Source organism: Amycolatopsis vastitatis (assembly GCF_002234595.1).
In the GTDB taxonomy this organism is placed as follows: Bacteria; Actinomycetota; Actinomycetes; order Mycobacteriales; family Pseudonocardiaceae; genus Amycolatopsis; species Amycolatopsis vastitatis.
In genome coordinates this window covers 115,116-139,422 of record NZ_NMUL01000045.1, presented here as the reverse complement: position 1 = coordinate 139,422, position 24,307 = coordinate 115,116, and the positions used below count along the sequence as shown (strand labels likewise).

Annotated in this window: 20 protein-coding genes; 12 read left to right on the top strand and 8 right to left on the bottom strand. The window is 72.5% G+C overall.

The genetic code is table 11. The features are described 5' to 3' along the window. Positions 1-11: 11 nt before the first annotated feature. Positions 12-701 carry an organomercurial lyase gene (gene merB / locus CF165_RS37965; protein WP_093952424.1) on the bottom strand — a complete coding sequence of 230 codons (690 nt, stop codon included), beginning with the start codon at positions 699-701 and terminating at the stop codon, positions 12-14. Positions 702-807: 106 nt separating this feature from the next. On the opposite strand from merB, the gene metF reads away from it, so the two are divergent. The 3 genes from metF to CF165_RS37950 all read left to right on the top strand — a co-directional run bounded on the left by metF (position 808) and on the right by CF165_RS37950 (position 4,698). Beyond that, positions 808-1,692, top strand: coding sequence for a methylenetetrahydrofolate reductase [NAD(P)H] (metF, locus tag CF165_RS37960; RefSeq protein ID WP_093952423.1), 885 nt, complete (start codon positions 808-810; stop codon positions 1,690-1,692). 42 nt (positions 1,693-1,734) lie between these two features. Continuing rightward, positions 1,735-3,423, top strand: coding sequence for a DUF885 domain-containing protein (locus CF165_RS37955; RefSeq protein ID WP_205661077.1), 1,689 nt, complete (start codon positions 1,735-1,737; stop codon positions 3,421-3,423). 402 nt (positions 3,424-3,825) lie between these two features. Next, the gene (locus tag CF165_RS37950) at positions 3,826-4,698 is read left to right on the top strand and encodes a DMT family transporter (protein ID WP_093952421.1); all 873 of its coding nucleotides are present in this window, start codon (positions 3,826-3,828) and stop codon (positions 4,696-4,698) included. A 4-nt stretch (positions 4,699-4,702) separates the two neighbouring features. On the opposite strand, the gene CF165_RS37945 is transcribed toward CF165_RS37950, so the two are convergent. Continuing rightward, on the bottom strand, positions 4,703-5,275 hold the full coding sequence (locus CF165_RS37945; RefSeq protein ID WP_093952420.1) for a GNAT family N-acetyltransferase: 573 nt from the start codon (positions 5,273-5,275) through the stop codon (positions 4,703-4,705). Continuing rightward, the gene (locus CF165_RS37940) at positions 5,272-5,784 is read right to left on the bottom strand and encodes a YbaK/EbsC family protein (protein WP_093952419.1); all 513 of its coding nucleotides are present in this window, start codon (positions 5,782-5,784) and stop codon (positions 5,272-5,274) included. The genes CF165_RS37945 and CF165_RS37940 overlap by 4 nt, the downstream gene beginning before the upstream one ends. A gap of 221 nt (positions 5,785-6,005) precedes the next feature. On the opposite strand from CF165_RS37940, the gene CF165_RS54120 reads away from it, so the two are divergent. From CF165_RS54120 to CF165_RS37915, 5 genes are all read left to right on the top strand, one after another. Continuing rightward, entirely contained in the window at positions 6,006-6,896 is an 891-nt protein-coding gene (locus CF165_RS54120) for an SAV_6107 family HEPN domain-containing protein (RefSeq protein ID WP_093952418.1), read from the top strand. Beyond that, positions 6,886-7,653 (top strand): maleylpyruvate isomerase family mycothiol-dependent enzyme, encoded by a 768-nt coding sequence (locus CF165_RS37930; RefSeq protein ID WP_093952417.1) that lies wholly within the window; start codon positions 6,886-6,888, stop codon positions 7,651-7,653. The genes CF165_RS54120 and CF165_RS37930 overlap by 11 nt, the downstream gene beginning before the upstream one ends. Positions 7,654-7,724: 71 nt before the next feature. Next, positions 7,725-8,456 (top strand): VOC family protein, encoded by a 732-nt coding sequence (locus CF165_RS37925; protein ID WP_093952416.1) that lies wholly within the window; start codon positions 7,725-7,727, stop codon positions 8,454-8,456. Positions 8,457-8,498: 42 nt separating this feature from the next. After that, on the top strand, positions 8,499-8,918 hold the full coding sequence (locus CF165_RS37920; protein ID WP_205661076.1) for an alpha/beta fold hydrolase: 420 nt from the start codon (positions 8,499-8,501) through the stop codon (positions 8,916-8,918). Positions 8,919-8,974: 56 nt separating this feature from the next. Then, positions 8,975-10,066 carry a GNAT family N-acetyltransferase gene (locus CF165_RS37915; protein ID WP_439098538.1) on the top strand — a complete coding sequence of 364 codons (1,092 nt, stop codon included), beginning with the start codon at positions 8,975-8,977 and terminating at the stop codon, positions 10,064-10,066. A gap of 6 nt (positions 10,067-10,072) precedes the next feature. Here CF165_RS37915 and def read toward each other — a convergent pair whose 3' ends face one another. The 3 genes from def to pdxA form a co-directional block, all read right to left on the bottom strand. Continuing rightward, on the bottom strand, positions 10,073-10,573 hold the full coding sequence (def, locus tag CF165_RS37910) for a peptide deformylase (RefSeq protein ID WP_093952414.1): 501 nt from the start codon (positions 10,571-10,573) through the stop codon (positions 10,073-10,075). A gap of 87 nt (positions 10,574-10,660) precedes the next feature. Continuing rightward, positions 10,661-15,331 carry an Lhr family helicase gene (locus CF165_RS37905; protein ID WP_205661079.1) on the bottom strand — a complete coding sequence of 1,557 codons (4,671 nt, stop codon included), beginning with the start codon at positions 15,329-15,331 and terminating at the stop codon, positions 10,661-10,663. Positions 15,332-15,533: 202 nt separating this feature from the next. Further along, entirely contained in the window at positions 15,534-16,559 is a 1,026-nt protein-coding gene (gene pdxA / locus CF165_RS37900; RefSeq protein ID WP_093952412.1) for a 4-hydroxythreonine-4-phosphate dehydrogenase PdxA, read from the bottom strand. A 192-nt stretch (positions 16,560-16,751) separates the two neighbouring features. Between pdxA and CF165_RS37895 the strand changes: the two genes are divergently transcribed. From CF165_RS37895 to CF165_RS37880, 4 genes are all read left to right on the top strand, one after another. Then, positions 16,752-18,587, top strand: coding sequence for an Hsp70 family protein (locus CF165_RS37895; protein WP_093952411.1), 1,836 nt, complete (start codon positions 16,752-16,754; stop codon positions 18,585-18,587). A 39-nt stretch (positions 18,588-18,626) separates the two neighbouring features. After that, complete coding sequence (locus tag CF165_RS37890) at positions 18,627-18,821, top strand: DUF3046 domain-containing protein (protein ID WP_093952453.1); 195 nt, start codon at positions 18,627-18,629, stop codon at positions 18,819-18,821. A 237-nt stretch (positions 18,822-19,058) separates the two neighbouring features. Next, positions 19,059-20,105: a recombinase RecA gene (gene recA, locus CF165_RS37885; protein ID WP_093952410.1), complete on the top strand. Its 1,047-nt coding sequence runs from the start codon at positions 19,059-19,061 to the stop codon at positions 20,103-20,105. A gap of 243 nt (positions 20,106-20,348) precedes the next feature. Next, positions 20,349-20,876 carry a regulatory protein RecX gene (locus tag CF165_RS37880; RefSeq protein WP_093952452.1) on the top strand — a complete coding sequence of 176 codons (528 nt, stop codon included), beginning with the start codon at positions 20,349-20,351 and terminating at the stop codon, positions 20,874-20,876. A 27-nt stretch (positions 20,877-20,903) separates the two neighbouring features. On the opposite strand, the gene CF165_RS37875 is transcribed toward CF165_RS37880, so the two are convergent. Next, entirely contained in the window at positions 20,904-22,166 is a 1,263-nt protein-coding gene (locus CF165_RS37875) for an MFS transporter (RefSeq protein WP_093952409.1), read from the bottom strand. A gap of 20 nt (positions 22,167-22,186) precedes the next feature. Beyond that, complete coding sequence (locus CF165_RS37870; protein ID WP_093952408.1) at positions 22,187-24,154, bottom strand: PEP/pyruvate-binding domain-containing protein; 1,968 nt, start codon at positions 24,152-24,154, stop codon at positions 22,187-22,189. Positions 24,155-24,307 lie beyond the last annotated feature (153 nt).

The following is a 24,307-nucleotide window of genomic DNA, read 5'->3' as shown; positions in this document are numbered from 1 at the left end:
GGTGTGGCGAATCAGACTGCGGCCGTGGCCGCCCAGAACGGGCCCGTCAGGCCCGCTTCGGCGAAGTAGGCGACGGCGTCGTCCGGTTCACGCCGCCGGTAGCCGCGTTCGAGCCTGCCCTCGTACCAGCCACGCGCGAGCCGCCAGAGCGTGACCAGATCCAGCACGGACCCCTTGGCCTGCCCGGTTTCCGCCAGCCAGGCGTCCACACAGGACTCGCAGCAGAAGAGCCGCTGGTTCGCGCAGGTGTGCAGCACGTCGTCCCACATCCGCGCGGCGGGCACGAGGAAGTGCGCCACCTGGACGCCCTCGGGCGGCGTCGTCCGGTTCACGACCAGCGCGTGCGGCTGCCCGCAGCCGGGACAGCGGGTCGCGACGAGCACCTCCGGCTCGGCGTCGACCAGGTGGGGGATGGCGAACGAGTCCCACGCGCAGCCGCCCCACCAGAGCGTGTGCGAGCCCATCACGGAGAAGCCGAGCGACTTCGCGGCGAACGGGTGCGCCAGCACGACGTGCTCGCGCTCGTCGAGGACCAGGTGGTGGGCGTCGGCCAGGCGGTGCAGCGCCTGCTTGGCGACGGCCAGGGACCCGCCCGCCGCGTCGGCCAGCTCCGGGGCGCTCGGCGCACGGCCGTGACCGGCGAAGGCGCGGTAGACCGCGAGGCGCACGTCCTCGTCCCAGCTCGCGTCGTCGTCCCTCATCGCTCACTCCCGGGTCCAGCTTAGTCCTCGAAGGTGACTCGAATGACTGTCTCGCGACGCGGACGGGGGCTCCCGGATGCCGGGCGTCGGCCTTTAACATGCGTTTATGACGTCGGTGATCGAGCGGTTGCGCGGAGACGGGCCGAAGTTCTCCATCGAGTTCTTCCCACCCCGTGACACGGCGGACGAGGCCGTCCTGTGGAAGGCCGTCCGGGAGCTCGAGCCGTACGACCCGGCCTACATGTCGATCACCTACGGCGCCGGCGGCTCCAGCCGCGACGGCACGATCCGCAGCATCGCCCGCGTCGCGACCGAGACGACGCTGGTGCCGATGGCGCACCTGACCGCCGTCAACCACTCCGTCGCCGAGCTGCGCAACGTGATCGGCTGGTACGCCTCGGTCGGCGTCCGCAACATCCTCGCCCTGCGCGGCGACCCGCCGGGCGACGTCTACGGCGACTGGATCCCGCACCCGGAGGGCCTGACCTACGCCGAAGAGCTGGTCCAGCTCGTGCGCGAGCTGGGCGACTTCTGCGTCGGCGTGTCGGCGTACACCTACGGCCACCCGCGCTCGCCCGACCTGGAGACCGACACGAAGTACCTGGTCCGCAAGCTGCGCGCGGGCGCCAACTTCGCGATCGCCCAGCTGTTCCACGACGCCGAGGACTTCCTGCGGCTGCGCGACCGCGTCGCCGCGACCGGCTGCGACGTCCCGGTGCTGCCCGGCGTCATGCCGCTGACCACGATGCGGACCCTGCAGACGACGATCAAGCTGTCCGGCGCGCCGGCCCCGCGGAAGCTGCTCGACCGGCTCGAGCCGCTGGCCGACGACCCCAAGGCGTTCCGCGCCGCGGGCATCGACGTCACCACCGAGCTGTGCGAGAAGCTGATCGCCGAGGGCGTGCCGAACCTGCACTTCTACACGTTCAACCGGTCGAAGGCGACGCGCGAGGTGATCGCCCGGCTGGGCCTGGTCCCAGCCCGTGCTTAAGTACGTACCACTGCCCACCGGTGGCCCGGTAGCGTGCGGCGCATGGCTTCTACTGCTTCCGAGGGCGTGCACGGGATCTGCGACCGCTATGTCGACGACTACGCGGCCGCGGACCCCGTCGCGGCGACCGCGCACGGCATCGCCGGGCACGACCACCGGCTGACCGACTACTCGGCGGACGGGTTCGCCGAGCGCGCCGGGCTGGCCGCGCGGGCCCACGCCGCCGTCGCCGCCGCCGAACCGCGGGACGCCGCCGAACGCGCCGCCAAGGCTGTGTTCACCGAGCGCGTCGGCCTGGAGCTGGAGATCCACGAGGCCGGCCTCGACGTCGCGAACCTCAACGTCATCGCCAGCCCGGTGCAGGAGCTGCGGATGGTGTTCGACCTGATGCCGCTCGAGAACGAGCACGACTGGTCGGTCGTCGCGACCCGGCTCGGCGAGGTGCCGAAGGCGCTGGCCGGCGTCCGCAGCGGCCTGCTTTCGGCAGCCGACGCGGGGCACGTCGCGGCCCTGCGCCAGGTCGCGAAGGTGGCGGAGCAGTGCGAAACGTGGGCCGGCCTGAAGGAGGAGAAGGGGTTCTTCACCGCGCTCGCCGGCGGAGCGTCTTCGCAGGGCGAAGCGCTGAAGTCGGACCTCGCGCACGGCGCCCGCGCCGCCGACGAGGCGTTCGCGGAGTTCGCCGGGTTCCTGCGTGCCGAGCTGGCGCCGAAGGCCCCGGTCAAGGACGCCGTCGGCGAGGACGTCTACCGCCTGTGGTCGCGGTACTTCGTCGGCGCCACGCTGGACCTGCGCGAGGCCTACGAATGGGGCTGGGCGGAGTTCGCCCGGATCGAGGAGGAGATGCGCGCCGTCGCGAACCGCGTCAAGGCGGGCGCGACCCCCGCGGAAGCCGCCGCGGTGCTGGACGCCGACCCGCGCTACCGCGTCCGCGGCCGTGCTGAGTTCGAGGCCTGGATGCAGCGCCTGTCCGACCAGGCGCTGGAGTCGTTGCGCGGCAAGCACTTCGACATCTCCGACCGCGTGATGGCCCTGGAGTGCAAGATCGCCCCGCCGGGCGGCGGCGTCGGCGCGTACTACACGGGACCGAGCGAGGACTTCGGCCGTCCGGGCCGGATGTGGTGGTCGCTGCCCGCGGGCCGCGACGAGTTCAGCACCTGGCGCGAGACGAGCACCGTGTACCACGAAGGAGCCCCGGGCCACCACCTCCAGATCGCGACGGCGGTGGACCAGTCGGGCGCGCTGAACAAGTACCAGCGGATGATGGCGTTCACATCGGGCCACGCGGAGGGCTGGGCCCTGTACGCGGAGCGCCTGATGCAGGAACTGGGCTACCTTGCGGACGACGGCGACCTGCTGGGCATGCTTTCGGAGCAGCTGTTCCGCGCGGCCCGGGTGATCGTCGACCTGGGCATGCACCTGGAGCTGCAAATCCCCGCGGGCACCGGCTTCCACGAAGGCTCGCGGTGGACCCCGGAGCTGGGCCTGGAGTTCATGCTGAGCCGCACGATCACGGACCCGGCCCACCTCCACGACGAGATCGACCGCTACCTCGGCTGGCCCGGCCAGGCCCCGGCGTACAAGATCGGCGAGCGCCTCTGGCTGGCGGCGCGCTCGGAGGCCCAGGTGAGGGCCGGGAAGCCGTTCGACATCAAGCGGTTCCACACGGAGGCGCTGAAGCTGGGCGGCATGGGGCTGGACACGCTGCGGGAGCAGCTGTCCCAGCTGGACTGACGTGTGGGCCGAGGCCTCCTGCCGTGTGCCCGGGCCCCGGAAACGCACGTCCGCTCGCCGTGCGTGGCGGCGGCGGCTGCTGCGATGTCATAAATGAGTCATTTACGTCGCCGGACGACATGAATGACTCATTCATGTCGTCGAGCGCGGCGCCCGGCTCGGCGGCCCCTTGACCGCTGCTCACCGGGGGCGCCGTGCGGCCCTGGGGAAAACTCGTCGCGCCGCCCCGTTCTCCCCGCTAGATTCCCCCTCGTGCGCCGAATTCTCTTCGTCACCCCGCCGCCTCGCGCCTGAGCGGGGTGGTCCCTCGCCGCGTGGCTCCGAGGCCCGCGGCTGATTTGTCTTGCGCACCGCCCCGCGTCGTCGAACTCCCTTTTCCTTCGACGCAGGAGCGTTCTTCCGATGTCCATCGCCACACCCGCGCGCGCCCGTTCGTCGGCCGCGCTCGTTCTCGCCGGTGTCCTGTGGGGCACCGGCGGCCTCGCCGGCTCGCTGCTCGGCGACCTCGCCGATCTCCACCCGCTCGCCGTCGCCGCCTACCGGCTGCTCGTCGGCGGCGGCACCGCGTCCCTGTTCGTTCTCCTGACCGGCGGCACCTTCCCGCGCACGGCCGAAGCGGCGAAACGCGTCGCCGCGGTCGGCGGGCTGTTCGCCCTGTTCCAGGCGAGCTACTTCGCCGCCGTCGCGCTCAGCTCGGTGAGCGTCGCGACCATGACCACCATCGGCGCCGCACCCGTTGTGGTCACCCTCGCCGGGCGGCGGAAACCGCACCGCTGGACGCTGGTCTCGCTGGCCGGCACCCTCGCCGGCCTGGTGCTGCTCCGCTGGTCACCGGGGGAAGCGACCTCTCTCGCCGGGCTCGGCTTCGCGCTGCTCGCGGCGGCCGGCTTCGCCACCCTCACGCTGCTCACCGCCAAGCCGGTCGAGGGCCTGGAGCCGTTGCCCACGACGGCGTTCGGCTGCCTGGCGGGCGGGCTGCTGCTCGCCCCCGTGGCGAGCTGGTCCGGCATGGCGTTGCCGCTGCACGCGGACGTCCTCCTCGTGGCGTGCTACCTCGGCGCGGTGCCGACCGCGCTCGCCTACGCCGCGTACCTGCGCGGCCTGGCGGACGCGCACCCGCTTCTGGGCGCGCTGGCGGCGGTGCTCGAGCCGCTGACGGCGGCGGTGCTGTCCGCGGTCCTGTTCGGCGAGCGGCTGAGCGTCACGGCGTGGTGCGGCGCCGCCGTGCTGGTCGCGGCGCTGGTGGTCGGCTACTGCCGCCCGGAACCGCGGTGAGGGATCAGCGCGGTTCGAGGGGCAGCGCGCGCCCGAGGATCGCGAACGGCCGCGGGTCGCCGGCGAAGTGGTAGTCGCGCAGGACGTCGACGAACCCGGTCCGGCGGTAGAGCTTCCACGCCCGGCTGGTGCCCTCGGGCGTGGAGAGCAGCACGTTCGCGCTGGGCACGCCGTCGAGCAGGCCGCGCAGCAGGTCCTCGCCGATCTGGTGGCCCTGGTTCTCCGGCCGGACGTGGATCTCGGTCAGCTCGAAGTAGTCCGACAGCCAGCGGTCGGCCTCGGCGGGCCCGGACCGGCGGCTCAGGCCGTGGCGGACCTGCTCGTGCCACCACTGCCCGGCCCGCCCGCGGTAGCCGTAGGCGACACCGAGCAGGACGTCGTCGGCGTCGAGGGCGGCCATGCAGCGCCAGCCCTCACGCAGCGCGTGGGTGAGCCACATCGGTGCGCGCTGCTCGGCGGTGCCCACCGGGTACCGCATCGCCCGGACGTAGATGTCGAGCGCTTCGGGCAGGCGTGCGCGGAACTCGTCCGCGGAGAGCTGGACGTAGCGGGAGCAGCCGGCGGGCATCGCGGTCACGGCTGTCCATCTTCCTCCGCGCCGCCGAGCGCGCCCGGGGTGCCCCCGGTCAACGCCACCAGCCCGGCGAAGGTGGTGGGGTAGACGGTCTTCGGATGCCCGGCGGCGGCCCAGACGACGTCGTGGTCCCGCAGCGCGGTGTCGACGAGCGTCGGCAGCGGCCGCGGGTGCCCGGCAGGGGCGACCCCGCCGATCGGCTGGCCGGTGTACGCCCGGACGAAGTCGGCGTCGGCCTTGCCGATCTCGGCGCCGGCCAGCCGGGCGAGGGTGGCCGGATCGGCGCGGTGGGCGCCGGAGGTCAGGGCGAGGAGCGCGTTTTTGTCGGACCCCAGGCGGAAGATGAGGCTGTTGGCGATGGCCCCCACGGGCACGCCGAGTGCTTCGGCCGCCTGGGCGGCGGTCCGGACCTCGGCGGGCAGCACGCGGATGCCTTCGGCGGCGGCGTGCTGCCCGGCTTCGGCCAGCGCGGCCGCCACCTTGGCGACGGCGGGGTGGTCCAGCGAACTCATGAACCTATGAGATCACGCCACCGACCTGGTGTCCCGCACCACGTCCGGGATCGCCCCGGTGGGCTTGAGCGGACGCCGGGTCGGGGTTACTCTGGAAATCGTTCGAACAAGCGTTCGACATCGGTGAGCGCGCACCGGTCAGGTGCCCGGTACCGGGACGGGGGAAGCGTCTCGGCACCGGGCCCCCGATCGGGCTCACCCCGCGCGGGAGGAGGGTCGCCATGTCCGTCAAGGTCGTGTCCCCCACGGATCCGGGGCAGCCGCAGCTGCCCATGTCGCTGCGCCCGCCGGTCACCCCGGCGGCGGCCGGAACCCACCACGTCCGCCCCCGGCGGCACTCGCCGGCCTCGGCTCCGGTGGTGGATTCCCGGCAGCCCGAGCTGCCGATGCCGCTGTGCCGTTCCGCTGCTGAGCTGGAGTCCGGCGGGGCTGGGCTGCCGGTGTCGTCGCGCTCGTCGGCTGTCGAGGTGGGGTCCGAGCAGGCTTTGCCGATGTCGCTGCGTTCGTCCGTCGCGGAGTCGGAGGCTGGCGTGCCTCAGGCGCCGATGCCGCTGCGTCCGCCTGCCGCCGAGGTGGAGTCCGAGCAGGCACTGGCCACGTCGCTGCGCCCGTCCGTCGCCGAGCCGGAGGCCGACCGGCCTCGGCTGCCGCCGCGTCCTCCGGCCACCGGCACGGAGTCCGACCAGTCCCTGCTCCCCATGGCCGTGCGCCCGCCCGCTCCGCCGGTCGCCGCCGGTCTGCTCGCGCAGGCGCGGCGCGGGCTCGCCGAGGCCGAGCGGGAGACCGATCCCGCGGAGCGGTTCATCGGCGCCTACCTCGCGGCGCTGCGCGGTGCCGCCGCCGTGCTCGCTGCCCGTGGCCGTCCGCACCGGGGCCGCGCGCGCCCGGCCAGCACCTGGGTCCTGCTCGACTCCGTCGCTCCCGAGCTGCGGGAATGGTCCGCCTTCTTCGCGGGCAACTCGGCCGCCCGCGCCGCCGCGCAGGCCGGGATCACCGGCAAGGTCACCGTTGAGTCGGCCGCTGGGCTGGTGCGGGCCGCCACGCCGTTCCTCGAACTCGTCCGCCGCCTGGTGCACGGCCTGCCGATCACCGGGGAAGCCCATGTCGCGTGAGCACGGCCTGGTCGACTCCGGGCGGCTGCTCACGGCGTTGGGGATCGAAGGCCGGGTGCTGGCCGAGGCCGTGCACGCGGCGCCGGTCGATGCCCCGGTGCCGGCCTGCCCCGGCTGGTCGCTCGGCGAGGTGGCCCGGCACGTCGGAAGCCTCTACCGGGTGGTCCGGCGCCGGCTGGTGGAGGGCCGGAGTCCCGAAGACTGGCAGCGTGACCCCGAACCGGGCCAGAGCCTGCGGGAGTTCCTGGAGACGGGCCTCGCCGAACTCCTGGACGAACTGGCCGCGCACGACCCGGAGGAGCGCGCCGACACCTGGTGGCCGGCGGACCCGACGTACGGGTTCTGGCGGCGGCGCATGCTGCACGAGACACTCCTCCACCGCGTCGACGTCGAGCAGGCCGCGGGCGCGGACCCGCGCGGGGTGCCCGAAGACCTCGCGCTCGACGGCATCGACGAAGCACTGACCCTGTGGTTCGGGCAGAAGCTGCCCATGCTGGGGCTGACCGGCACGAAAGCGGGCTCGGTCGGCGTGCGGTCCGGCGCGCACAGCTGGATCGCGCGGGCCGGACCGGAGACCACGGAAGCCTGGCGCTGTTCGGCCGAGGAGGCCGAGAACGCCGACGACGTCGTCACGGCGAAACCCGCGCAGATCTACCTGTGGCTTTGGGGCCGCGCGTCCCTGACCTCGGTGACCGTGCGGGGCGTGCACGACCAGGCGGCCCAGCTCTGGGCGCTGCTGCGGCTCGCGACCCGATGACCCGGCCGGTGGGGAAGCCGAACCGGAACTGTCGGGGGTGACTGTCGGGAATGGCAGCTAGCCTGCGGCGCATGAACACGCGCCTGGTGAACGTGGTGATCGACGCGGCGCGGCCGAGGGTCCTGGCGGACTTCTGGGCCGCGCTGCTCGGCTGGCACGTCGCCGTCGAGGAGTCCGGCGAGGTCGACGTCCGCGCCCCGGAGACCGACGGCTGGGACCTCGATCTCGTCTTCGTGCCGGTCCCGGAACCCAAGGTGGGTAAGAACCGGATCCACCTGGACCTGGCGAGCACGACTCTCGCGCACCAGGCCGAGCTGGTGGCGCGCGCCCTGGAGCTGGGCGGCCGGCGGGTCGACCTCGGGCAGGGCGCCGTGCCGTGGGTGGTGCTGGCGGACCCGGAAGGGAACGAGTTCTGCGTGCTCGAGCCCCGCGACCGGTACGCGGAGACCGGCGCGGTGGCGTCGATCCTGGTCGACGCCCACGACCCCGCGGTCCTGGCGGACTTCTGGGCGCGGGTCACGGGCCGCCCGATCGAGGTTCGCGAGGGCGAGGTGCTGGTGGGCCTGCGCGCGCCCTCGGGTCGCGGGCCGTGGCTGGAATTCCTGCGCAACGACGACGTCAAGCGGGTCAAGAACCGCGTGCACCTGGACATCGCGCCGCCGGCGGGCGCCGACCACGCCGCGGCCGTGACGGAGGTCATCGCGGCCGGGGCGGCGTCGGCGGACCTGGGTGGTCCCGCGCTTCCGTGGCGCGTGCTGACGGACCCGGAGGGCAACGAGTTCTGCGTGCTGACCCCGCGCTGACCTAGCTCGCCGTTCTTCCGGCTCGTCAAGGAGCATCCGGACGTGCTCGCCCAAGTTCCGCCCTACATCCACGAGGCGCTGGTCCGGGCCTACGTCGGCAACGCGAGTTTCCGGCAGCTGCGGGAGGCCGATCTGGATGCGCTCGTCGCGCCGTGGCTCGGTGAAGAGGGCCAGCCGGCGTTCTACCGCCAGATCGCCGCGTACGACGAGCAATACCTGGTCGAGAACGAGGAACGGCTGGGCGAGGTCGACCTGCCGGTCCGCGTCCTGTGGGGTGCCGAGGACACGTGGATCCCGCCGTCCATCGGCGAGCGGCTCGCCGCGGGCATCCGGGGCGCGACCTTCACCCCGGTCGCCGGCGCGGGGCACCTCATCCAGCTGGACGCCCCGGTCGCGCTGGCGACCGAGCTGCGGTCGTGGCTGAGTGTTTCGCCCGGGTTGCGAGAGCGCGTCCAACGCTGACCTGCGCGAAACACCGGCGCCCTGGAGCGGCAACAACCGCGGGGGACCGTGGGGGCATGGAGACCTCCAGAGCGTTGCCCCAGCCCGGCCGGACGGCCGCCGTCGAGGAGCCCGCCACCCCGTCGGCGTGGCGGGTGCGGATCCGGATGCACGACCACCCGGGCACGCTGGCCCGCATCGCCATCCGGCTCGCCGACCTCGAGTGCAACATCCTCGGCCTGAGCGTGCTGCCGGTGCCCGGCGGCGTGCTCGACGAGATCGTGCTGCGCCCCGCGACGGGCCTGCCCCGGCGGCACCTGGCCGACGCCATCCGCGCGGAGGGCTGCGAGTGCACCGCGATCATCGACGCGGACGTCCACGAGCTGGTCGACCCGTCTTCGTCGACGCTGCTGGCGGCCCGCCGGGCGATCGACGACCCGGCCCGCCTCGCCGACGTGCTGAAGGACGTCCTCGGCGCGGACGTCGTCACGCTCGTCCCGGCCGCCGAAGCGAACCCGGCCCGCACCGAGAGCGGGCACCGGGCGGTGTTCGAGCTGGGCGCCGACAGCGCCCTGGTGGCGCGCCGCCAGTGGGCACCGTTCGTGCAGCTGGAGCTGACTCGCGCCGAAGCCCTGGTGACGCTGCTCACCGCGGCGGTGCGGAACGTCGCCGGCCCGGTGGTCCTCGACCGTCCGGACGGCGCGGCGATCGTCCTGCGCAAGGGCGTCCCCGGCGACGCCGACGCGGTGTCCGAACTGCACCGCCGCTGCTCGATGGCGACGCTCTTCCGGCGCTACCACACGGGCATGCGGACGATGCCGCGCCGCCGGCTGCACCGGCTCCTGGTGCCACCGCGCGGCACGAGCGTGCTCGCCGTGTTCGGCCGCGAGGTGATCGGCCTGGGACAGCTGATTCCGCTGATGTCGGGCGGCGCCGAGATCTCGCTCCTGGTGGAGGACGCGTGGCAGCGGCAGGGAATCGGCACGGCGTTGCTGGCACGGCTCGCGGTGCTCGCGGAGGCACAGGGCATCACGGAGCTGTCGGCGGACTCCCTCGCGGGCGACGACGCGCTGCCCCGCACCGCGGCCCGCGCCGGCCTGCGCACGGAACCAGACATGGAACGCGGCGAGGAGGGTGGTGCCAAGCTGCGCTTGTTCCTGCCCGCTTGAGCAGGCTCAGCGCTTCCAGAACCAGTCTTTGTCCCGCGCTTCGCGCAGGGCGGTCTTCTTGCGCTCGGCGGTGAGCCGGTCGAGGTAGAGAATGCCGTCGAGGTGGTCGGTTTCGTGCTGCAGGCACTGCGCCAGCACGTCCTCGCCTTCGACCTCGATCGGCTCGTTGTGGACGTCGACGCCCCGGACCTTCGCGTGCTTCGCCCGCTTCGTGGGGAACCACAGCTCCGGCACCGACAGACAGCCCTCGGTGATCTCGTGCGTCTCTTCGGACAGCTCGACGATCTCGGGGTTGATGAGGTACCCGGTGAGCCCGGCGACGTCGTAGCTGAAAACGCGAAGCCCCACCCCGATCTGCGGCGCGGCCAGCCCGGCGCGCCCGGCCGGTTTCACCGAGTCGAGCAGGTCCCGCACCAGCGCCTCGAGCTTCTCGTCGAACACGGTGACCGGGTCGCAGACGGACTTGAGGATCGGATCCCCGAAATAGCGCAGTTCGCGCATCGCCATGAGCAGAACATCCTTCGTGCGTGTCGGACTGGCAGCTTAGGGCAGCGGCGAAGGGCGCCGCGATGGAATCGGGAACCCGGCGCCGCCTCAGGCCCGGAGGCGCAGGCCGGACGGCGTCGCCCGGAAACCCGCCTCCCGCAGCACTTCCGCCAGCTCCGAGGTCAGCGCCTGCTCGCCGTCCGCGCGCTGGACGGCCAGCTGGCCCAGCCAGCCCTCCCGGACCGCCGCCGACAACGCCTGGGCCGCCTCCGACAGGGGTTGCCGCTCCTCCGTGAAGCTCAGCAGTGACCGGCCTCCTCGCTCGACGTAGAGCGCCGGCACGCCGTCGACCAGCACCGCCAGGGCGCCGGCCTTGCGGGCGGGACGGTGCTTCGTGTCGCCTGTCGCGGCCGGCCAGGGCAGGGCCGCACCGTAGGGCTGGGCCGGGTCCGCCGCGGCCAGCACCACCGCGCGGCCGGGCGCCGGACGGCCGGGTCCGGACAGCGCACGCAGCCGGTCCACCGCGCCCTTCGCCGCGAACTGCGCCGCGCCGAGCCCCTCGACGACGTAGCCGCGGATCACCTGGCCGGTGTCCTCCATGCCGCGGAGCACCTTGTAGATCCCGGAGAACCCGCCGCTGACGCGTTCGGTGTCGAGCGCGCCGCGGGTCAGGACGCCGTGCCGCTCCAGGAACGCCTCGGTCCGCGCGTGGGCCCGTCGGGTCGCGTCGGTCTCCCGGGCCGGCGTCAGCGCCCACCGCCCGGCGACGGTCGGCGGCCCGGACCGCGACGGCATCTGCGGCCGCCCCGCCCGCAGCCGCGCGTACCGGCCGCGAGGCGCCTGCCGCCGGGGCTTGTGCGCGCCGTGCCCGGCGACCTGGGCCCGCAGCGGCCCCAGCGTGTCGCCCGTGACCAGCCCGGCCCACACCAGGTCCCACAGCGCGGCCACGACTTCGGCGTCGTTCGGTGCCTGGTCCACCAGCACGGTCGCGCGGTCCACCAGCTGGCGGAAGAACAGCGCGCCACCCTCCAAAGTGGACACAATCGCGTCGTGCAGCGGGCCGGTCGGGATGTCCTCGACGACTTCGGGCAGCAGGAGGTCGGCGACGTCGGTGGGAGCGAGGGCGATCCAGCCGTCGCCGCCGGACAGCGCGCCGCAGCCCGCCCACGTGACCTCGCCCGCGGTCGTCAGCTCGTCCAGCAGCGCGGGGGAGTAGCCCGGCAGCCGCCCGGGCAGGATCAGCGACTCCACCGCGCTCGCCGGCAGTGGCGCCCCGGCCAGCTGCTCGACGACCGACAGCACGTCGTCCGCCGTCGGCGCCGCCCGGACGCGCCCGCCGAACCCGTGCCACGCCGGCAGGAACCGGCCCAGCGCCGCCGGTTCGACCGGCTCCACCTCGGCGCGCAGCTTCGCCAGCGACGCCCGCCGCAGCCTTCGCAACACCGCCGAGTCGCAGTACTCGACGCCCACCCCGTGGGTGTCCGGGTGCCCGACCGGGCTCAGCTCGCCCCGGACCAGGCGGCCTTCCCCGGTCATCCGGTCGAGGACCCCCGTGACGACCGCCGTGCCCAGCCCGAACCGGGCGGCCGCGTCCGCCGCCGCGAACGGCCCCCGGCTCCGGGCGTACCGCGACAGCAGGTCCCCGAGCGGGTCCGCGACCGGTTCGGTGAACGCCTCGGGCACGCCCACCGGCAGCGCGGTGCCGAGCGCGTCCCGCACCCGGCCCGCGTCCTCGATGGCCAGGAACCGTTCGGTGCCGCCGATCCGCACCCGGATCGCCCGCCGCGCCGCTTCCAGCTCGGTCAGCCACTCCGCCCGGATCCCGCGTTCGGCGGCCTCTTCGACGGTCAGGTCGCCGAGGAACCGCAGCAGGTCGGCGGCGTCCTCGGCCGAGCGCGCGTGCCGGTCGGGTTCGAGCCGCTGCAGCGACCGCTCCACCTCGCGCACGGCTTCCGGGTCGAGCAGTTCGCGGATCGCCTCGGTGCCGAGCAGTTCGGCCAGCAGCGCCGAATCCAGCGACAGCGCCGCCGCCCGCCGCTCGGCCAGCGGCGCGTCGGTCTCGTACAGGAACATCCCGACGTACCCGAAGAGCAGGCTGCGCGCGAACGGCGACGCGGCCGGCGTCTCGACCTCCACGAGCCGGACCTTGCGGGCCCGGACGTCGGCCATCAGCTCCCGCAGACCGCTCACGTCGTAGACGTCCTGCAGGACCTCGCGCATCGCCTCCAGCACGACCGGGAACCGTTCGTACTTCGCCGCGACCGACAGCAGCTGCGACGCGCGCTGCCGTTGCTGCCACAGCGGGGTGCGGCGCCGCGGGTCCCTTCGCGGCAGCAGCAGCGACCGAGCCGCGCACTCCCGGAACCTTGCGGCGAACACGGCCGAGCCACCCACCTCGGCGACGATCAGCTGCTCGACCTCTTCGGGATCGAGCAGCACGTCGTCGGCGCCGATGGTGACGTCGGCGCCCTCGGCGTCCAGCGCGTCCGGCAGGCGCAGGACGATGCCGTCGTCGGAGTGCGCCACCTGGGCGTCGACCCCGCGGTTTTCGCGCAGCCGCGCGGCGATCGCGAGGGCCCACGGCGCGTTCACCTGCGCGCCGAACGGCGAGTGCACGACGATCCGCCAGTCGCCGAGCTCGTCCCGGTAGCGCTCCAGCAGGATCGTCCGGTCGTTCGGCACGTGCCGGGTGGCGGACTTCTGCTCGGCCAGGTAGTTGAGCAGGTTGTCGCAGGCCCGCTCGTCCAGCCCCGCCGCCTCGGCCCGTTCCCTGGCTTTCTGATCGTCCGATGTGGACAGTTCGCGGACGAACTTGCCCAGCGCCCGGCCGAGCTCCAGCGGACGGCCCGGCGCGTCGCCCTTCCAGAACGGCATCCGCGCCGGCTCGCCCGGCGCGGGCACCACGATGACGCGGTCGTGCGTGATGTCGGTGATCCGCCACGACGACGTGCCGAGCAGGATGGTGTCGCCGACGCGCGATTCGTACACCATCTCTTCGTCGAACTCGCCGACGCGCGAGCCGGGCTTGTCGTCCGAGCCCGGGGTCATCACAGTGAACAGCCCGCGGTCCGGGATCGTGCCGCCCGAGGTCACCGCCAGCCGCTGCGCGCCCGGCCGCCCGCGCAGCTCGCCGCTGATGCGGTCCCAGGTGATCCGCGCCCGCAGCTCGCCGAACTCCTCGCTCGGGTACCGGCCCGCGAGCATGTCGAGCACCGCGTGCAGCGCGTCGTCGGGCAGCGCGGCGAACGGCGCCGCCCGCCTGACCAGCGACGCCAGGTCCGGCACCGTCCACGGTTCGAGCGCGACCATGGCCACGACGTGCTGCGCCAGGACGTCCAGGGGGTTGCGCGGGTAGCGGACCGCCTCGATCGCGCCGGTCGCCATCCGCTCCGCGACCACCGCGCACGAGACGAGGTCACCGCGGAACTTGGGGAACATCACCCCCGAGGACACCGCGCCGACCTGGTGCCCGGCCCGGCCGACCCGCTGCAGCCCGGACGCCACCGTCGGCGGTGCCTCGATCTGCACCACGAGGTCGACCGCGCCCATGTCGATGCCCAGCTCCAGCGACGACGTCGCCACCACGCACGGCAGCTGCCCGGACTTCAGCGACTCTTCGACGTGGGTGCGCTGCTCCCGCGACATCGACCCGTGGTGCGCCCGCGCGATCACCGGCGGCGCGCCGGTGCTCACCCCGGACTGCCCGACGGCTTCGGCGGGGAACGCGTCGGCGGGCGTGAGCTCCGTCTGCTCGGCGGCCAGCTCGTTGAGCCGGGCGGTGAGCCGCTCGGTCAGCCGGCGCGAGTTGGCGAAGACGATCGTCGAGCGGTGGGCGCGGATCAGGCTCAGCACCCGCTCTTCGACCGCCGGCCAGATCGACGGCCGCTGCACCGGGTTGCCCGCCATCTCCTCGAGCGTGCCCAGGCCGCCCGGCGCGATGTTCCCGGGCGGGAACGCCTCGGTCAGCGACTCCAGCGACTCCAGCGCGTCGAGCGGGCTCGGCGCCGGGCCGCCGCGGGGCGCGTCGAGGTTGCTCATGTCTTCGACCGGGACTTCGACGCGGACCTCGATGGTCTTCGCCAGCTTCGGCTGGACCACGCGCACCGGACGGCCGCCGGCCAGGAACGCGCTCACCTCGTCGATCGGGCGGACCGTCGCCGACAGGCCGATCCGCTGCGCCGGCTTCGCCAGCAGCGCGTCCAGCCGCTCGAGGGAGAGCGCGAGATGTGCCCCGCGCTTGCCGCCGGCGACCGCGTGCACCTCGTCGACGATCACGGTCTCGACGCCGCGCAGCGACTCCCGCGCCGACGACGTGAGGATGAGGAACAGCGATTCCGGGGTCGTGACCAGCACGTCCGGCGGGGTCTTGCCGAACGTGCGGCGCTCGGCCGCGGTGGTGTCGCCGGTGCGCATGCCGACCTCGATCTGCGGCACCGGCAGCCCGAGCCGCCGGGTGGCCTGCGAAATCCCGGCGAGCGGGGCGCGCAGGTTCCGCTGGACGTCGACCGCCAGGGCCTTCAGCGGCGAGACGTAGAGGATGCGGCAGCGTTTCGTCGCTTCCGCCGGTGGCGGCTCCACCGAGAGCCTGTCCAGCGCCCAGAGGAACGCGGACAGCGTCTTGCCGGACCCGGTCGGCGCGACGACGAGGGCGTGCTCGCCCGCGTGCGCGGCCCGCCAGGCCCCTTCCTGCGCCGCGGTGGGCGCGGCGAAGGCCCCCGCGAACCAGTCCCGGGTCGCGGGGGAGAAGAGGTCGAGAACGTCAGCTGCCACGTCGTCCATGATGCGCGGCACCACCGACAGTTTCCGGCGGACCGGCGAGCAGCAGGCCTCCGCTCTCGGCGAACGACGTGCCCCGGACGTCGAGCGCCGACGGCGTCCAGCACGAACGAAGCGCCTGGTCCAGCCGGGAATCGACGGCACGGTCCGCCCCGGGGCCCCACCCGATCGGGTGAGATGCGCCGCACCTGCGCGAGCCGGGTCGTCACCGGCCCGGTGGGTAGACGACCGGCAGCCTGCGGGCGAACGGCGCCAGGGTCGCGGCGGCCTTGAACGCAGCCTGCATGGTGCTGTGCGGGGCCCGGCCGGTGCCGGCGATGTCGAACGCCGTGTCGTGGTCGACCGACGTGTGCAGGATCGGCAGGCCGACCGTGACCGACACCGTGCCGTCGAAGTCGTACGTCTTCGACGCGATGTGCCCCTGGTCGTGGTAGAGCGAGAGCACACCGTCGAACCGGCCCTGGATCCCCAGGTGGAACACGGAATCCGCAGGGATCGGGCCGACCACGTCCAGCCCGGCGGCACGGGCGGCGGCCACCGCGGGGGCGATCGCGACGATCTCCTCCTCGCCGAACTCGCCGTTCTCCCCGCCGTGCGGGTTCAGCGCCGCCACCGCCAGCCTCGGTTTCTCCGTGCCGAAGACCTCCAGCGCGGTGTACGCCTCGCGGATGGCGTGCTCGATGTTCTCCCGGGTGATCCGGTCGAGCGCCTCGCGCAGCGAAAGGTGGCGGGTGGCGAAGAAGATCTTCAGCCCGGACACCCAGGACATCGTGGTGAACCGGGTCGACCCGGTCAGCTCGCCGAGCATTTCGGTTTGCCCGAGGTGCCGGGAGCCCGCCGCCCGGATGGCCTCCTTGCTGATCGGCCCGGTCACGATCGCGTCGACCTCGCCGGCCAGCGCGATCCGGGTCGCGACCTCGATCGCCCCGACCGCCGCGGCGCCCGCGGTCGCGTTCACCTCGCCCCACGGCAGGTCTTCGGTGACCACGCCGAGGTTGAGCACGTCGATCACGCCGGTGGTGAAGCGCGCGTCGGCGACCGTCGCGACCGGGTTGACCTCCAGGTGCAGGCCCAGGTGCCGGACCAGGCGTTCCAGCACGATGGCGTCGCCCACCGCGATCCCCCGCGCCAGCTGGAGCGATTCGGGCTCGGCGAGGGTCTTCAGGGTGATCTCCGGGCCGATGCCCGCGGGGTCGCCGAGGGTGACGGCGAGGATGGGGAGGTCGCTCAAGGGCTCTTCCTTCCGTGGCGGGGACTGCCTGCTCGGATGTGCGGGGTACCCAGATCGGCGCGGTGTCGATCGTTTTCCGCGCGACCGGGGTGATCGGACTGTGACTTTCGCGGGTCCGCACGCACGGTCACCACGCGCATGGCAGCATCACGGCGAACGCCGTCGGGGCGTGTGTTCGTGAAGGGGAGTTCAGTGCGGATCCTGTCGGTGGACCTGGGGACGTCCAACACCGTCGCGGTGCTTTCGGCGCACGGCAGGCCGCCCCGGGTCGTCGAGGTGGACGGCTCGGCCAACATGCCGTCGGCGGTGTTCGCCACCGAAGAGGGCACGATCATGGTCGGCCGCGACGCCGAGCGCCGCGCCCGCCTCGACCCCACGCGCTTCGAACCGAACCCCAAGCGCCGCATCGACGAGCAGACCCTGCTGCTGGGCACCGACGTCGTCCCGGTGGCCGACGCGCTCGCCGCCATCCTGCGCCGCGTGCTCGAAGAGACCACCCGCCAGCTCGGCGGCGAACAGCCCGACGAAGTCCGGCTGACCCACCCCGCGCAGTGGGGCCAGACCCGGCGCAACGTCCTGATGTCCGCCGCCCGGCTCGCCGGGATGGGCCCGAACATCCTGCTGGTGCCCGAACCGGTCGCGGCGGCGGCGCACTTCGCGTCGTTCCCCGGCAAGTCCCTGGCCCCGGGCCAGGCGCTCGCCGTCTACGACCTCGGCGCGGGCACCTTCGACGTCGCCGTCGTCGGCGCCACGCAGAACGGGTTCACGGTGCTCGCCGAGGACGGCCTGCCCGACCTCGGCGGCCTCGACGTCGACCAGGCGCTGATGGTGCACGTCGGGCGCGAGGTCTCGCACTCCGACCCGCAGCGCTGGCAGCGGCTGCTGCGGCCCGAGTCCACCGCCGACCGGCGCACCCGGCGCGCGCTGCAGGAGGACGTCAAGGCGGCCAAGGAGGCACTGTCGCGGCACCCGCAGACCGAGGTGCCGATGCCCGAGCCGTTCAAGGACGTCCTCGTCACCCGCGGCGAGCTGGAGGGCCTGGTCCGGCCGGCGATGCTGCGCAGCGTCGAGCTGCTGTCGCGGACGCTGCGGTCGTCGGGGCTGACCCCGGACCGGCTGGCCGGCATCTACCTCGTCGGCGGGTCGAGCAGGCTGCCGCTGGTCGGCACGATGATCGCGGAGAAGCTCGGTGTCGTGCCGGGCAGCCTCGACCAGCCGGAGACCGCGGTCGCGCTCGGCGCGCAGCACGTCGCCCGCGACGGGCTGTCGATGCGCACCCAGAACGTCGAGGGGGCCGTGGCCGCGGGTGCTCCACCGCGCCGTCCGCAGTACGCGCCGCCTCCTCCACGGCAGTACTACGGGAACTTCCCGCCCGGCGGCCCGCAGTCCGCGCCATCGAACTTCCCCACGTACTCGCCGCCCGACCAGGGCGAGCCGAAGCCGAAGCCCGGCGGGAAGAAGAAGCTGGTCATCGGGATCGCGGCGGCAGTCGTCGTGGTGCTCGCGGCGGGGCTGACGTTCTTCCTCACGTCGTCGTCCTCGGTGACCACCTACACCGCGGAGCAGTGCAAGAAGCCGGGACACGCGGACGACCGGGGTTTCACCGGCTGCCTGCGCCAGCTCGCCGGGAAGATCGCCGACACCGGCGACTGCAAGCCGGGCATGGGCAACGGCCCGGCGGCGCCGGCGCAGCAGATCGGGGTGTCCTCGACCTGCTCCGCGCCGGGCCGGGCGGGCACCCAGGTGACCTACGTCCACGGCGACGACGCCGCCACGCTCAAGCAGTACACCGACGGCCTGCTCGCTTCGGCGGGCGGCGACCGCACCGAGGCCGACTGGGGCGGCAACGGGCTCAAGGGGCACTACTCCTCGGCCGCGGGCAAGACGTCGGCGGTGCTCGTGTTCACCGTGTCGGACCGGCCCCTGGCCGGGTTCATCTACCAGCTGAACACGAGCGACCAGGCCCAGGCGACGACGCCGGGCACGCTGGCCGACTACTTCGAGCAGAGCGTCCAGCCCGGGGAGTAGCGAACGGTCCGTTCGCGCCCTCCGGTTAGAGTGGGTTCGATGCGGATCACGGTTTTCCGGCGGCTGATGGCCGACGAGTTCGGCTCGGGGCGGGCTCAGGTGCTGGCCAGGGACCACGTCCTCAGCGGGCTCGGCGGGCGCACCGTCGACCAGGCGCTGACCGCGGGAATTCCGGCGAAGGAGGTCTGGCGCGAGGTCTGCGACGCCTTCGACATCCCGGCCGAACGGCGCTGACCTGGGTGAACACCGAGGGGTCCTGACCCGGGCGGGCGAAAATCCTAGCGCAAGGGTGTGTCGCCGCCGACCTCGAACAGGTGTTCGTCTAAGGTGTTGTCCACATCGGGTCCAGCGATCCACAGATTGGGCGCCGCGCCTGGAATTGTCGGTCCCCGCCGCTAGCGTCGGACCGGACAGCTGAAGAACCGACACAGAGAGCCCTCGACGGGGCTCAGACCAGCGAGGTGGACTTCCATGCCTGCAGCACCCGACAAGGACAAGGCGCTCGAGCTCGCGCTCGCGCAGATCGACAAGCAGTACGGCAAGGGCTCGGTGATGCGCCTCGGCGAGGACACCCGGCCGCCCATCGCCGTGATCCCCACCGGCTCGATCGCCCTCGACGTCGCGCTCGGTATCGGCGGCCTGCCCCGCGGCCGGGTCATCGAGGTCTACGGGCCGGAATCCTCCGGTAAGACCACGGTCGCCCTGCACGCGGTGGCGAACGCGCAGCGCAACGGCGGCATCGCGGCGTTCATCGACGCGGAGCACGCGCTGGACCCGGACTACGCCAAGAAGCTCGGCGTCGACACCGACGCGCTGCTCGTCTCCCAGCCGGACACCGGTGAGCAGGCCCTGGAGATCGCGGACATGCTGGTCCGCTCCGGCGCGCTCGACATCCTGGTCATCGACTCCGTGGCCGCGCTCGTGCCCCGCGCCGAGATCGAGGGCGAGATGGGTGACTCGCACGTCGGCCTCCAGGCCCGGCTGATGAGCCAGGCGCTGCGCAAGATGACCGGTGCGATGAACAACTCCGGCACCACCGCGATCTTCATCAACCAGCTGCGCGAGAAGATCGGCGTCATGTTCGGCTCCCCGGAGACCACCACCGGTGGCAAGGCGCTGAAGTTCTACGCGTCGGTCCGCCTGGACGTGCGCCGCATCGAGACGATGAAGGACGGCGGCGAAGCGGTCGGCAACCGCACCCGCGTCAAGGTCGTCAAGAACAAGATGGCCCCGCCCTTCAAGCAGGCCGAGTTCGACATCCTGTACGGCCACGGCATCTCCCGCGAGGGTTCGCTCATCGACATGGGGGTCGACCAGGGCATCCTGCGCAAGTCCGGTGCCTGGTACACCTACGAGGGCGACCAGCTCGGCCAGGGCAAGGAGAACGCGCGGAAGTTCATGCGCGACAACCCGGACATCGCCAACGAGATCGAGAAGCGGATCAAGGAGAAGCTCGGCATCGGCCCGCAGCTCGACGCGGACGCCGTCGAACCCGTCCCGGCGCCGGTCGACTTCTGATCCGTTCGGAGGGGGAAGGGCTGCGGGATTGGGTGAGGTGTGCTCGCGGAGTGCGCTTGCCCCTATCCCTTCGCCGTGTCCTCCGGGGGTCGAACCCCCGGACCCCCGCCAGGGGGCGAGCCCCCTGGACCCCCGCCGTGGTTGCGTTGGGCCTTGACGTGCGGCTTTGTGGCGTGCGGTTTGGGGATGTGGGGTTTTGGTTGTGAAGAACGAGGAGTGATCCAGGTGGCGAGGGCGCCCAAGGTGCCGCCCGCCGAGTTGCCTCCCGAGGAGCGGTACAAGAAGGCCAAGGAGATCTGCTTCGATCTCCTGGCCGCTCGGCCGCGTACCCAGGAGGAGCTGCGGCAGACGTTGCACCGCAAGGGGTTCGACGAAGAGACCTGCGAGACCCTGCTCGGCAAGCTCGACCGGGCGGGGCTGGTGAACGACGAGGAATTCGCCCAGCTGTGGGTGAAGTCCCGCCACGCGAACCAGGGGCTCTCCCGCACGGCACTGGTGGCCGAGCTGCGGCGCAAGGGCGTCGACGGCGAGGTCGCCGCGCAGGCGGCGGAAGAGGTCGACCGCGAGTCCGAGGAGCAGATGGCCAGGGAACTGGTCCGCAAGCGCCTCGGCTCACTGGGCAACGTCGACGAGCAGACGGCGTTGCGGCGGCTGCTCGGGTTCCTGGCGCGCAAGGGCTACCCGCAGGGGCTGGCGTACACGGTGATCAGGGAGGAACTCCGCGCGTACGGCGCGGAGTCCACCCTGCTCGACGACGCCGTCATCGACTGACGGCCGGACCGCCGGGCACCACCCGGTTCAGGGGGAGGTGGCGGACACCGGCTCCCGCCGGACCGGCCGCCGCCGGTCCGAGCGGTGCTTGCGGACCGCCAGCAGCAGCGCCGCCAGCAACCCCATCGCGACGCACGTCACCACGGCCGTCAGGACCAGGAACTCGTTCAGCTGTCCGGCGGCCAGGGACGCGCCCAGTGCCACCGCGACCAGCGCGCACACCGCGCGGTCCACAATGGACTCCATCGACAGCAGGGTCGCGCGGTACCGGGAGTCCGGGATCGAATCGTTCAGCAGCTGTTTCTGGACCGGGAACGCGATACCCGTCGCCACGGCGAAGACGCACAACAGGACCACCGCCGGGAAGGAGCCGGCCGGTACGACGAAACCGAGGCACAGCGCCATCACGATCGTCAGCGTGAACACCGAGCCCACCGGGCCGATCGCGCGGCGGAGCCGGTGGGGACGGGCCGCGCCCAGCGCTTCGAAGACCGTCATCGCGGCCAGCACCGCGCCGTACCAGTTCACCGAGAGCGACTTCGACTCCAGGATCGGCTGGAACAGGTTCACCTGGCAGATCCGGACCAGCGTGAACATCGCGATGCCCTGCACCATCAGCAACGCCAGCCACCGGGACGAGCGCAGCGCCGACAGCGCGCCGCCGACTCCCGCGAGCATCGACGCCGTCTTGCCGGTCGTCCGGCGGCCGCCGGGGATCGGCGGGAGCTTCAGCGCGAACAGGAGCGCGATGCCCGCGTTGATCGCCGTCAGCCAGTACGGGGAAGGGAGGTTCCACGTCATCAGCAGACCGATCACCGGCCAGAACACGATCTTGCCGATCAGGCTGTACGCGCGGCCGACGCCTTCCACGCGAAGGTAGTGTTCGCCGGAACCGGAAGCGTGCAGGTACTCGTACAGGTACGCGCTCTGCGCGCCGGACACCAGCGAGCGGGCCAGGGCGATCAGCACGAAATGCACCAGGAACCCGGGGTACGCGCCCAGGACCACCGGCACCAGGTTCGCCACCACCAGCACGCCGGCGCCCGCCGTCAGCGAGGTGCGGTAGTCGAACCGGTCGGCGAGCATCCCGGTCGGGATCTCCAGCAGGCAGAACACGATGTAGTAGATGCTCTGGATGCCGAAGATCTCGCCGTCGGAGAGGCCGGCGAGCTTCTGGTACTGGTAGAAGATCGGCACCCACAGCAGCAGGCCGAAGAAGAACTGGAACCCGTAGGTCAGCCGGACGGTGCGCTGAACGTCGGGTTTCGCGGGCAGGCGAAGGCCCAGCATGGTCGTGTCTCCCGGGAAGGTCAGGCCGAATAGGGGCGCAGCTGGACGAGGTGGACGTGGTCGCGGTCGGCGAGCCACTCGACGTCCACCGGTGATTCGAAGGTGTAGTCGGGCGAGAAGTGGCCCTGCAGCAGGCGGCCGGCGACGGCGAGCCGCTGCAGCTGCTCGTGGGCCCGCTCGTCGAGGTCCGCGGCCGCGTCGCCGAGCGACACCGTGCGGCCGCCGCCCTCGACCGTCGAGTACAGGTACTGCATCGGCAACGCCGAACCGTCGACGACGTCGGTGACCTCCGGCGACACGTTGACGTACACCGAGCGGAAGTCCGCGCGGTTCATCGGGTTCGTCGTCACCAGCACCCCGCCGAAGTCCGCCGAGACCTGTTCCTGGATCACGACGCCCATGAAGCACTCGTCGAGGGAGATCCCGGCCTGGTGGCGCAGCCGCACGCTGCGCACCGACACCAGCGAAGCCCAGACTTCCTTGACGCTGGCGAAGATCCGCTCGGCGGTGGTGACGTGGTTGATCGACTCGTAGATCCCGGCGGCCGAGAACCCGGCGAGGTCTTCGGCGTTCGACGAGCTGCGCACCACGAACGCCCGCACCCCGGCCAGCTGCGACACGAGCGCGGAGTCGATTTCGCCGGCGAGCGCGCCCGGCAGGCGCGCCGACCGGATCAGGCCCTGCAGCTCGACGCACAGGGGTTCGATCTCCCGCGCGTCCAGCTCCAGGGCCATCTTCAGCTTGCCGATGGCCTGCTGGATCCGCGGCGACGACTCCAGGAACCGCCGCTGCAGCGAGAACGGCAGCGCGACGCCGCGCGGCACGCGGATGTGCTCGTCGAGCAGGCGGTGGGCCGCCGCGGCCAGGTCGGCCTCCGGGGCGACGTCCAGCAGCCGGGCCAGGTACGGCAGCAGGTTGTCCCGCGGCGGCCGCGGCACCTGGTAGAAGCCGAGCAGCCGCTGCGAACCGTTCGCCAGGACGTGGTGCAGCTCGCCGAGGTTGGCCGCCTTGGTGCCGTAGCGGTGCCGGTCGGACGCGCGCAGCCGGGTGAGGTTCACGATCGGGTTGTGGCCGGCCTCCGGCTCCTCGAGGGTGACACGCTGGGCGTACCAGGACGGCGGCGCCGCTTCGGCGGGGGCCGCCACCTCGGTCAAGGAGATCGACGACGCCTGACTGTCCACTGTGTACTCGACCCACTTGCCGTCGAGCCCACGGCGGTCGATCTCGGCCAGGACGTCGAGCTGGACGGCGTTCGGGATCTGCCAGCCGGTGGCGAGGACGTTGGTGTGCGACAACGGCGTCGTGTGCCGGGCGTTGACGATGCCCGACAGGCGCGGGATGTCGTCGGGCACCCGGTCCATCACGATGATGTCGGTCCAATCCAGCGTCGCGGCCCGGTACTCGGCTTCGGTGCGGAACGCGCGCAGCCGTCCCGTGACCGTGCCCGGGTTCAGCGCCACGAACGGCGCCGTGGAGAACAGTTCGTGCGCGAAGACGCGGGGCAGCTCGCTCGCCGGGATCTCCCGGACGAGCCGTTCCTGCAGCTGGTTGGCCGGTTTGAACAGCAGCGGCAGCGCCGGGTCGACGTACTGCGCGACGAAGGCGTGGAACTCGCGGATCAGCTCGGCCGGCATCGTGTCGACCTCGACCGTTTCCAGCGAAAGCAGCTGCGGGTGCAGCGCGAGAATACCGAGCAGGAACCGCCGGTCCGGCGCGTGGTAGAAGGCCTCGTTGTACGAATCGATCTCGGCGCGCACCCGTTCTCCTGGCACGCCGAGGATCTCCTCGCCGATATAGATCGCGTGGAAGGAATGGCGCGCGTCGTTCAGGAAGTGGATGACAGAATTCTCGCGGTCCACCACGACCTTGACGAAGGAATAGCCGCCGAGGGTGCCGCCCAGCTGGTGGAGGGCGGACAGGGAAAGCCGCTCGCCGACCAGGGCGGCGACGGACTCGGGGCTGGGGGCGACCACGCTGGTCAGGGACACCGGTTCTCCTCGCTCGAAACAGCGAGGAGGAACGATAACAGGCCGGTAAATCACTCACCACAGCGCAATTGGCCCGTTCACCGGCACATTCGGCGGAATCCATGACCGCCGCCACACCCGCTCGGAGCACCGTTCCAGCGCGCTGGAACGGTG

Excerpts from the sequence above, each read along its gene's own strand:
- def (WP_093952414.1), bottom strand. The coding sequence starts at position 10,573 with ATGGCGATGCGCGAACTGCGCTATTTCGGGGATCCGATCCTCAAGTCC.
- recA (WP_093952410.1), top strand. The coding sequence starts at position 19,059 with ATGCCTGCAGCACCCGACAAGGACAAGGCGCTCGAGCTCGCGCTCGCG.
- CF165_RS37940 (WP_093952419.1), bottom strand. The coding sequence starts at position 5,784 with ATGAGTTCGCTGGACCACCCCGCCGTCGCCAAGGTGGCGGCCGCGCTG.
- CF165_RS37875 (WP_093952409.1), bottom strand. The coding sequence starts at position 22,166 with ATGCTGGGCCTTCGCCTGCCCGCGAAACCCGACGTTCAGCGCACCGTC.
- CF165_RS37950 (WP_093952421.1), top strand. The coding sequence starts at position 3,826 with ATGTCCATCGCCACACCCGCGCGCGCCCGTTCGTCGGCCGCGCTCGTT.
- CF165_RS37890 (WP_093952453.1), top strand. The coding sequence starts at position 18,627 with ATGCGGATCACGGTTTTCCGGCGGCTGATGGCCGACGAGTTCGGCTCG.
- CF165_RS54120 (WP_093952418.1), top strand. The coding sequence starts at position 6,006 with ATGTCCGTCAAGGTCGTGTCCCCCACGGATCCGGGGCAGCCGCAGCTG.
- CF165_RS37955 (WP_205661077.1), top strand. The coding sequence starts at position 1,735 with ATGGCTTCTACTGCTTCCGAGGGCGTGCACGGGATCTGCGACCGCTAT.
- CF165_RS37915 (WP_439098538.1), top strand. The coding sequence starts at position 8,975 with ATGGAGACCTCCAGAGCGTTGCCCCAGCCCGGCCGGACGGCCGCCGTC.
- merB (WP_093952424.1), bottom strand. The coding sequence starts at position 701 with ATGAGGGACGACGACGCGAGCTGGGACGAGGACGTGCGCCTCGCGGTC.
- metF (WP_093952423.1), top strand. The coding sequence starts at position 808 with ATGACGTCGGTGATCGAGCGGTTGCGCGGAGACGGGCCGAAGTTCTCC.
- CF165_RS37905 (WP_205661079.1), bottom strand. The coding sequence starts at position 15,331 with ATGGACGACGTGGCAGCTGACGTTCTCGACCTCTTCTCCCCCGCGACC.
- CF165_RS37925 (WP_093952416.1), top strand. The coding sequence starts at position 7,725 with ATGAACACGCGCCTGGTGAACGTGGTGATCGACGCGGCGCGGCCGAGG.
- CF165_RS37930 (WP_093952417.1), top strand. The coding sequence starts at position 6,886 with ATGTCGCGTGAGCACGGCCTGGTCGACTCCGGGCGGCTGCTCACGGCG.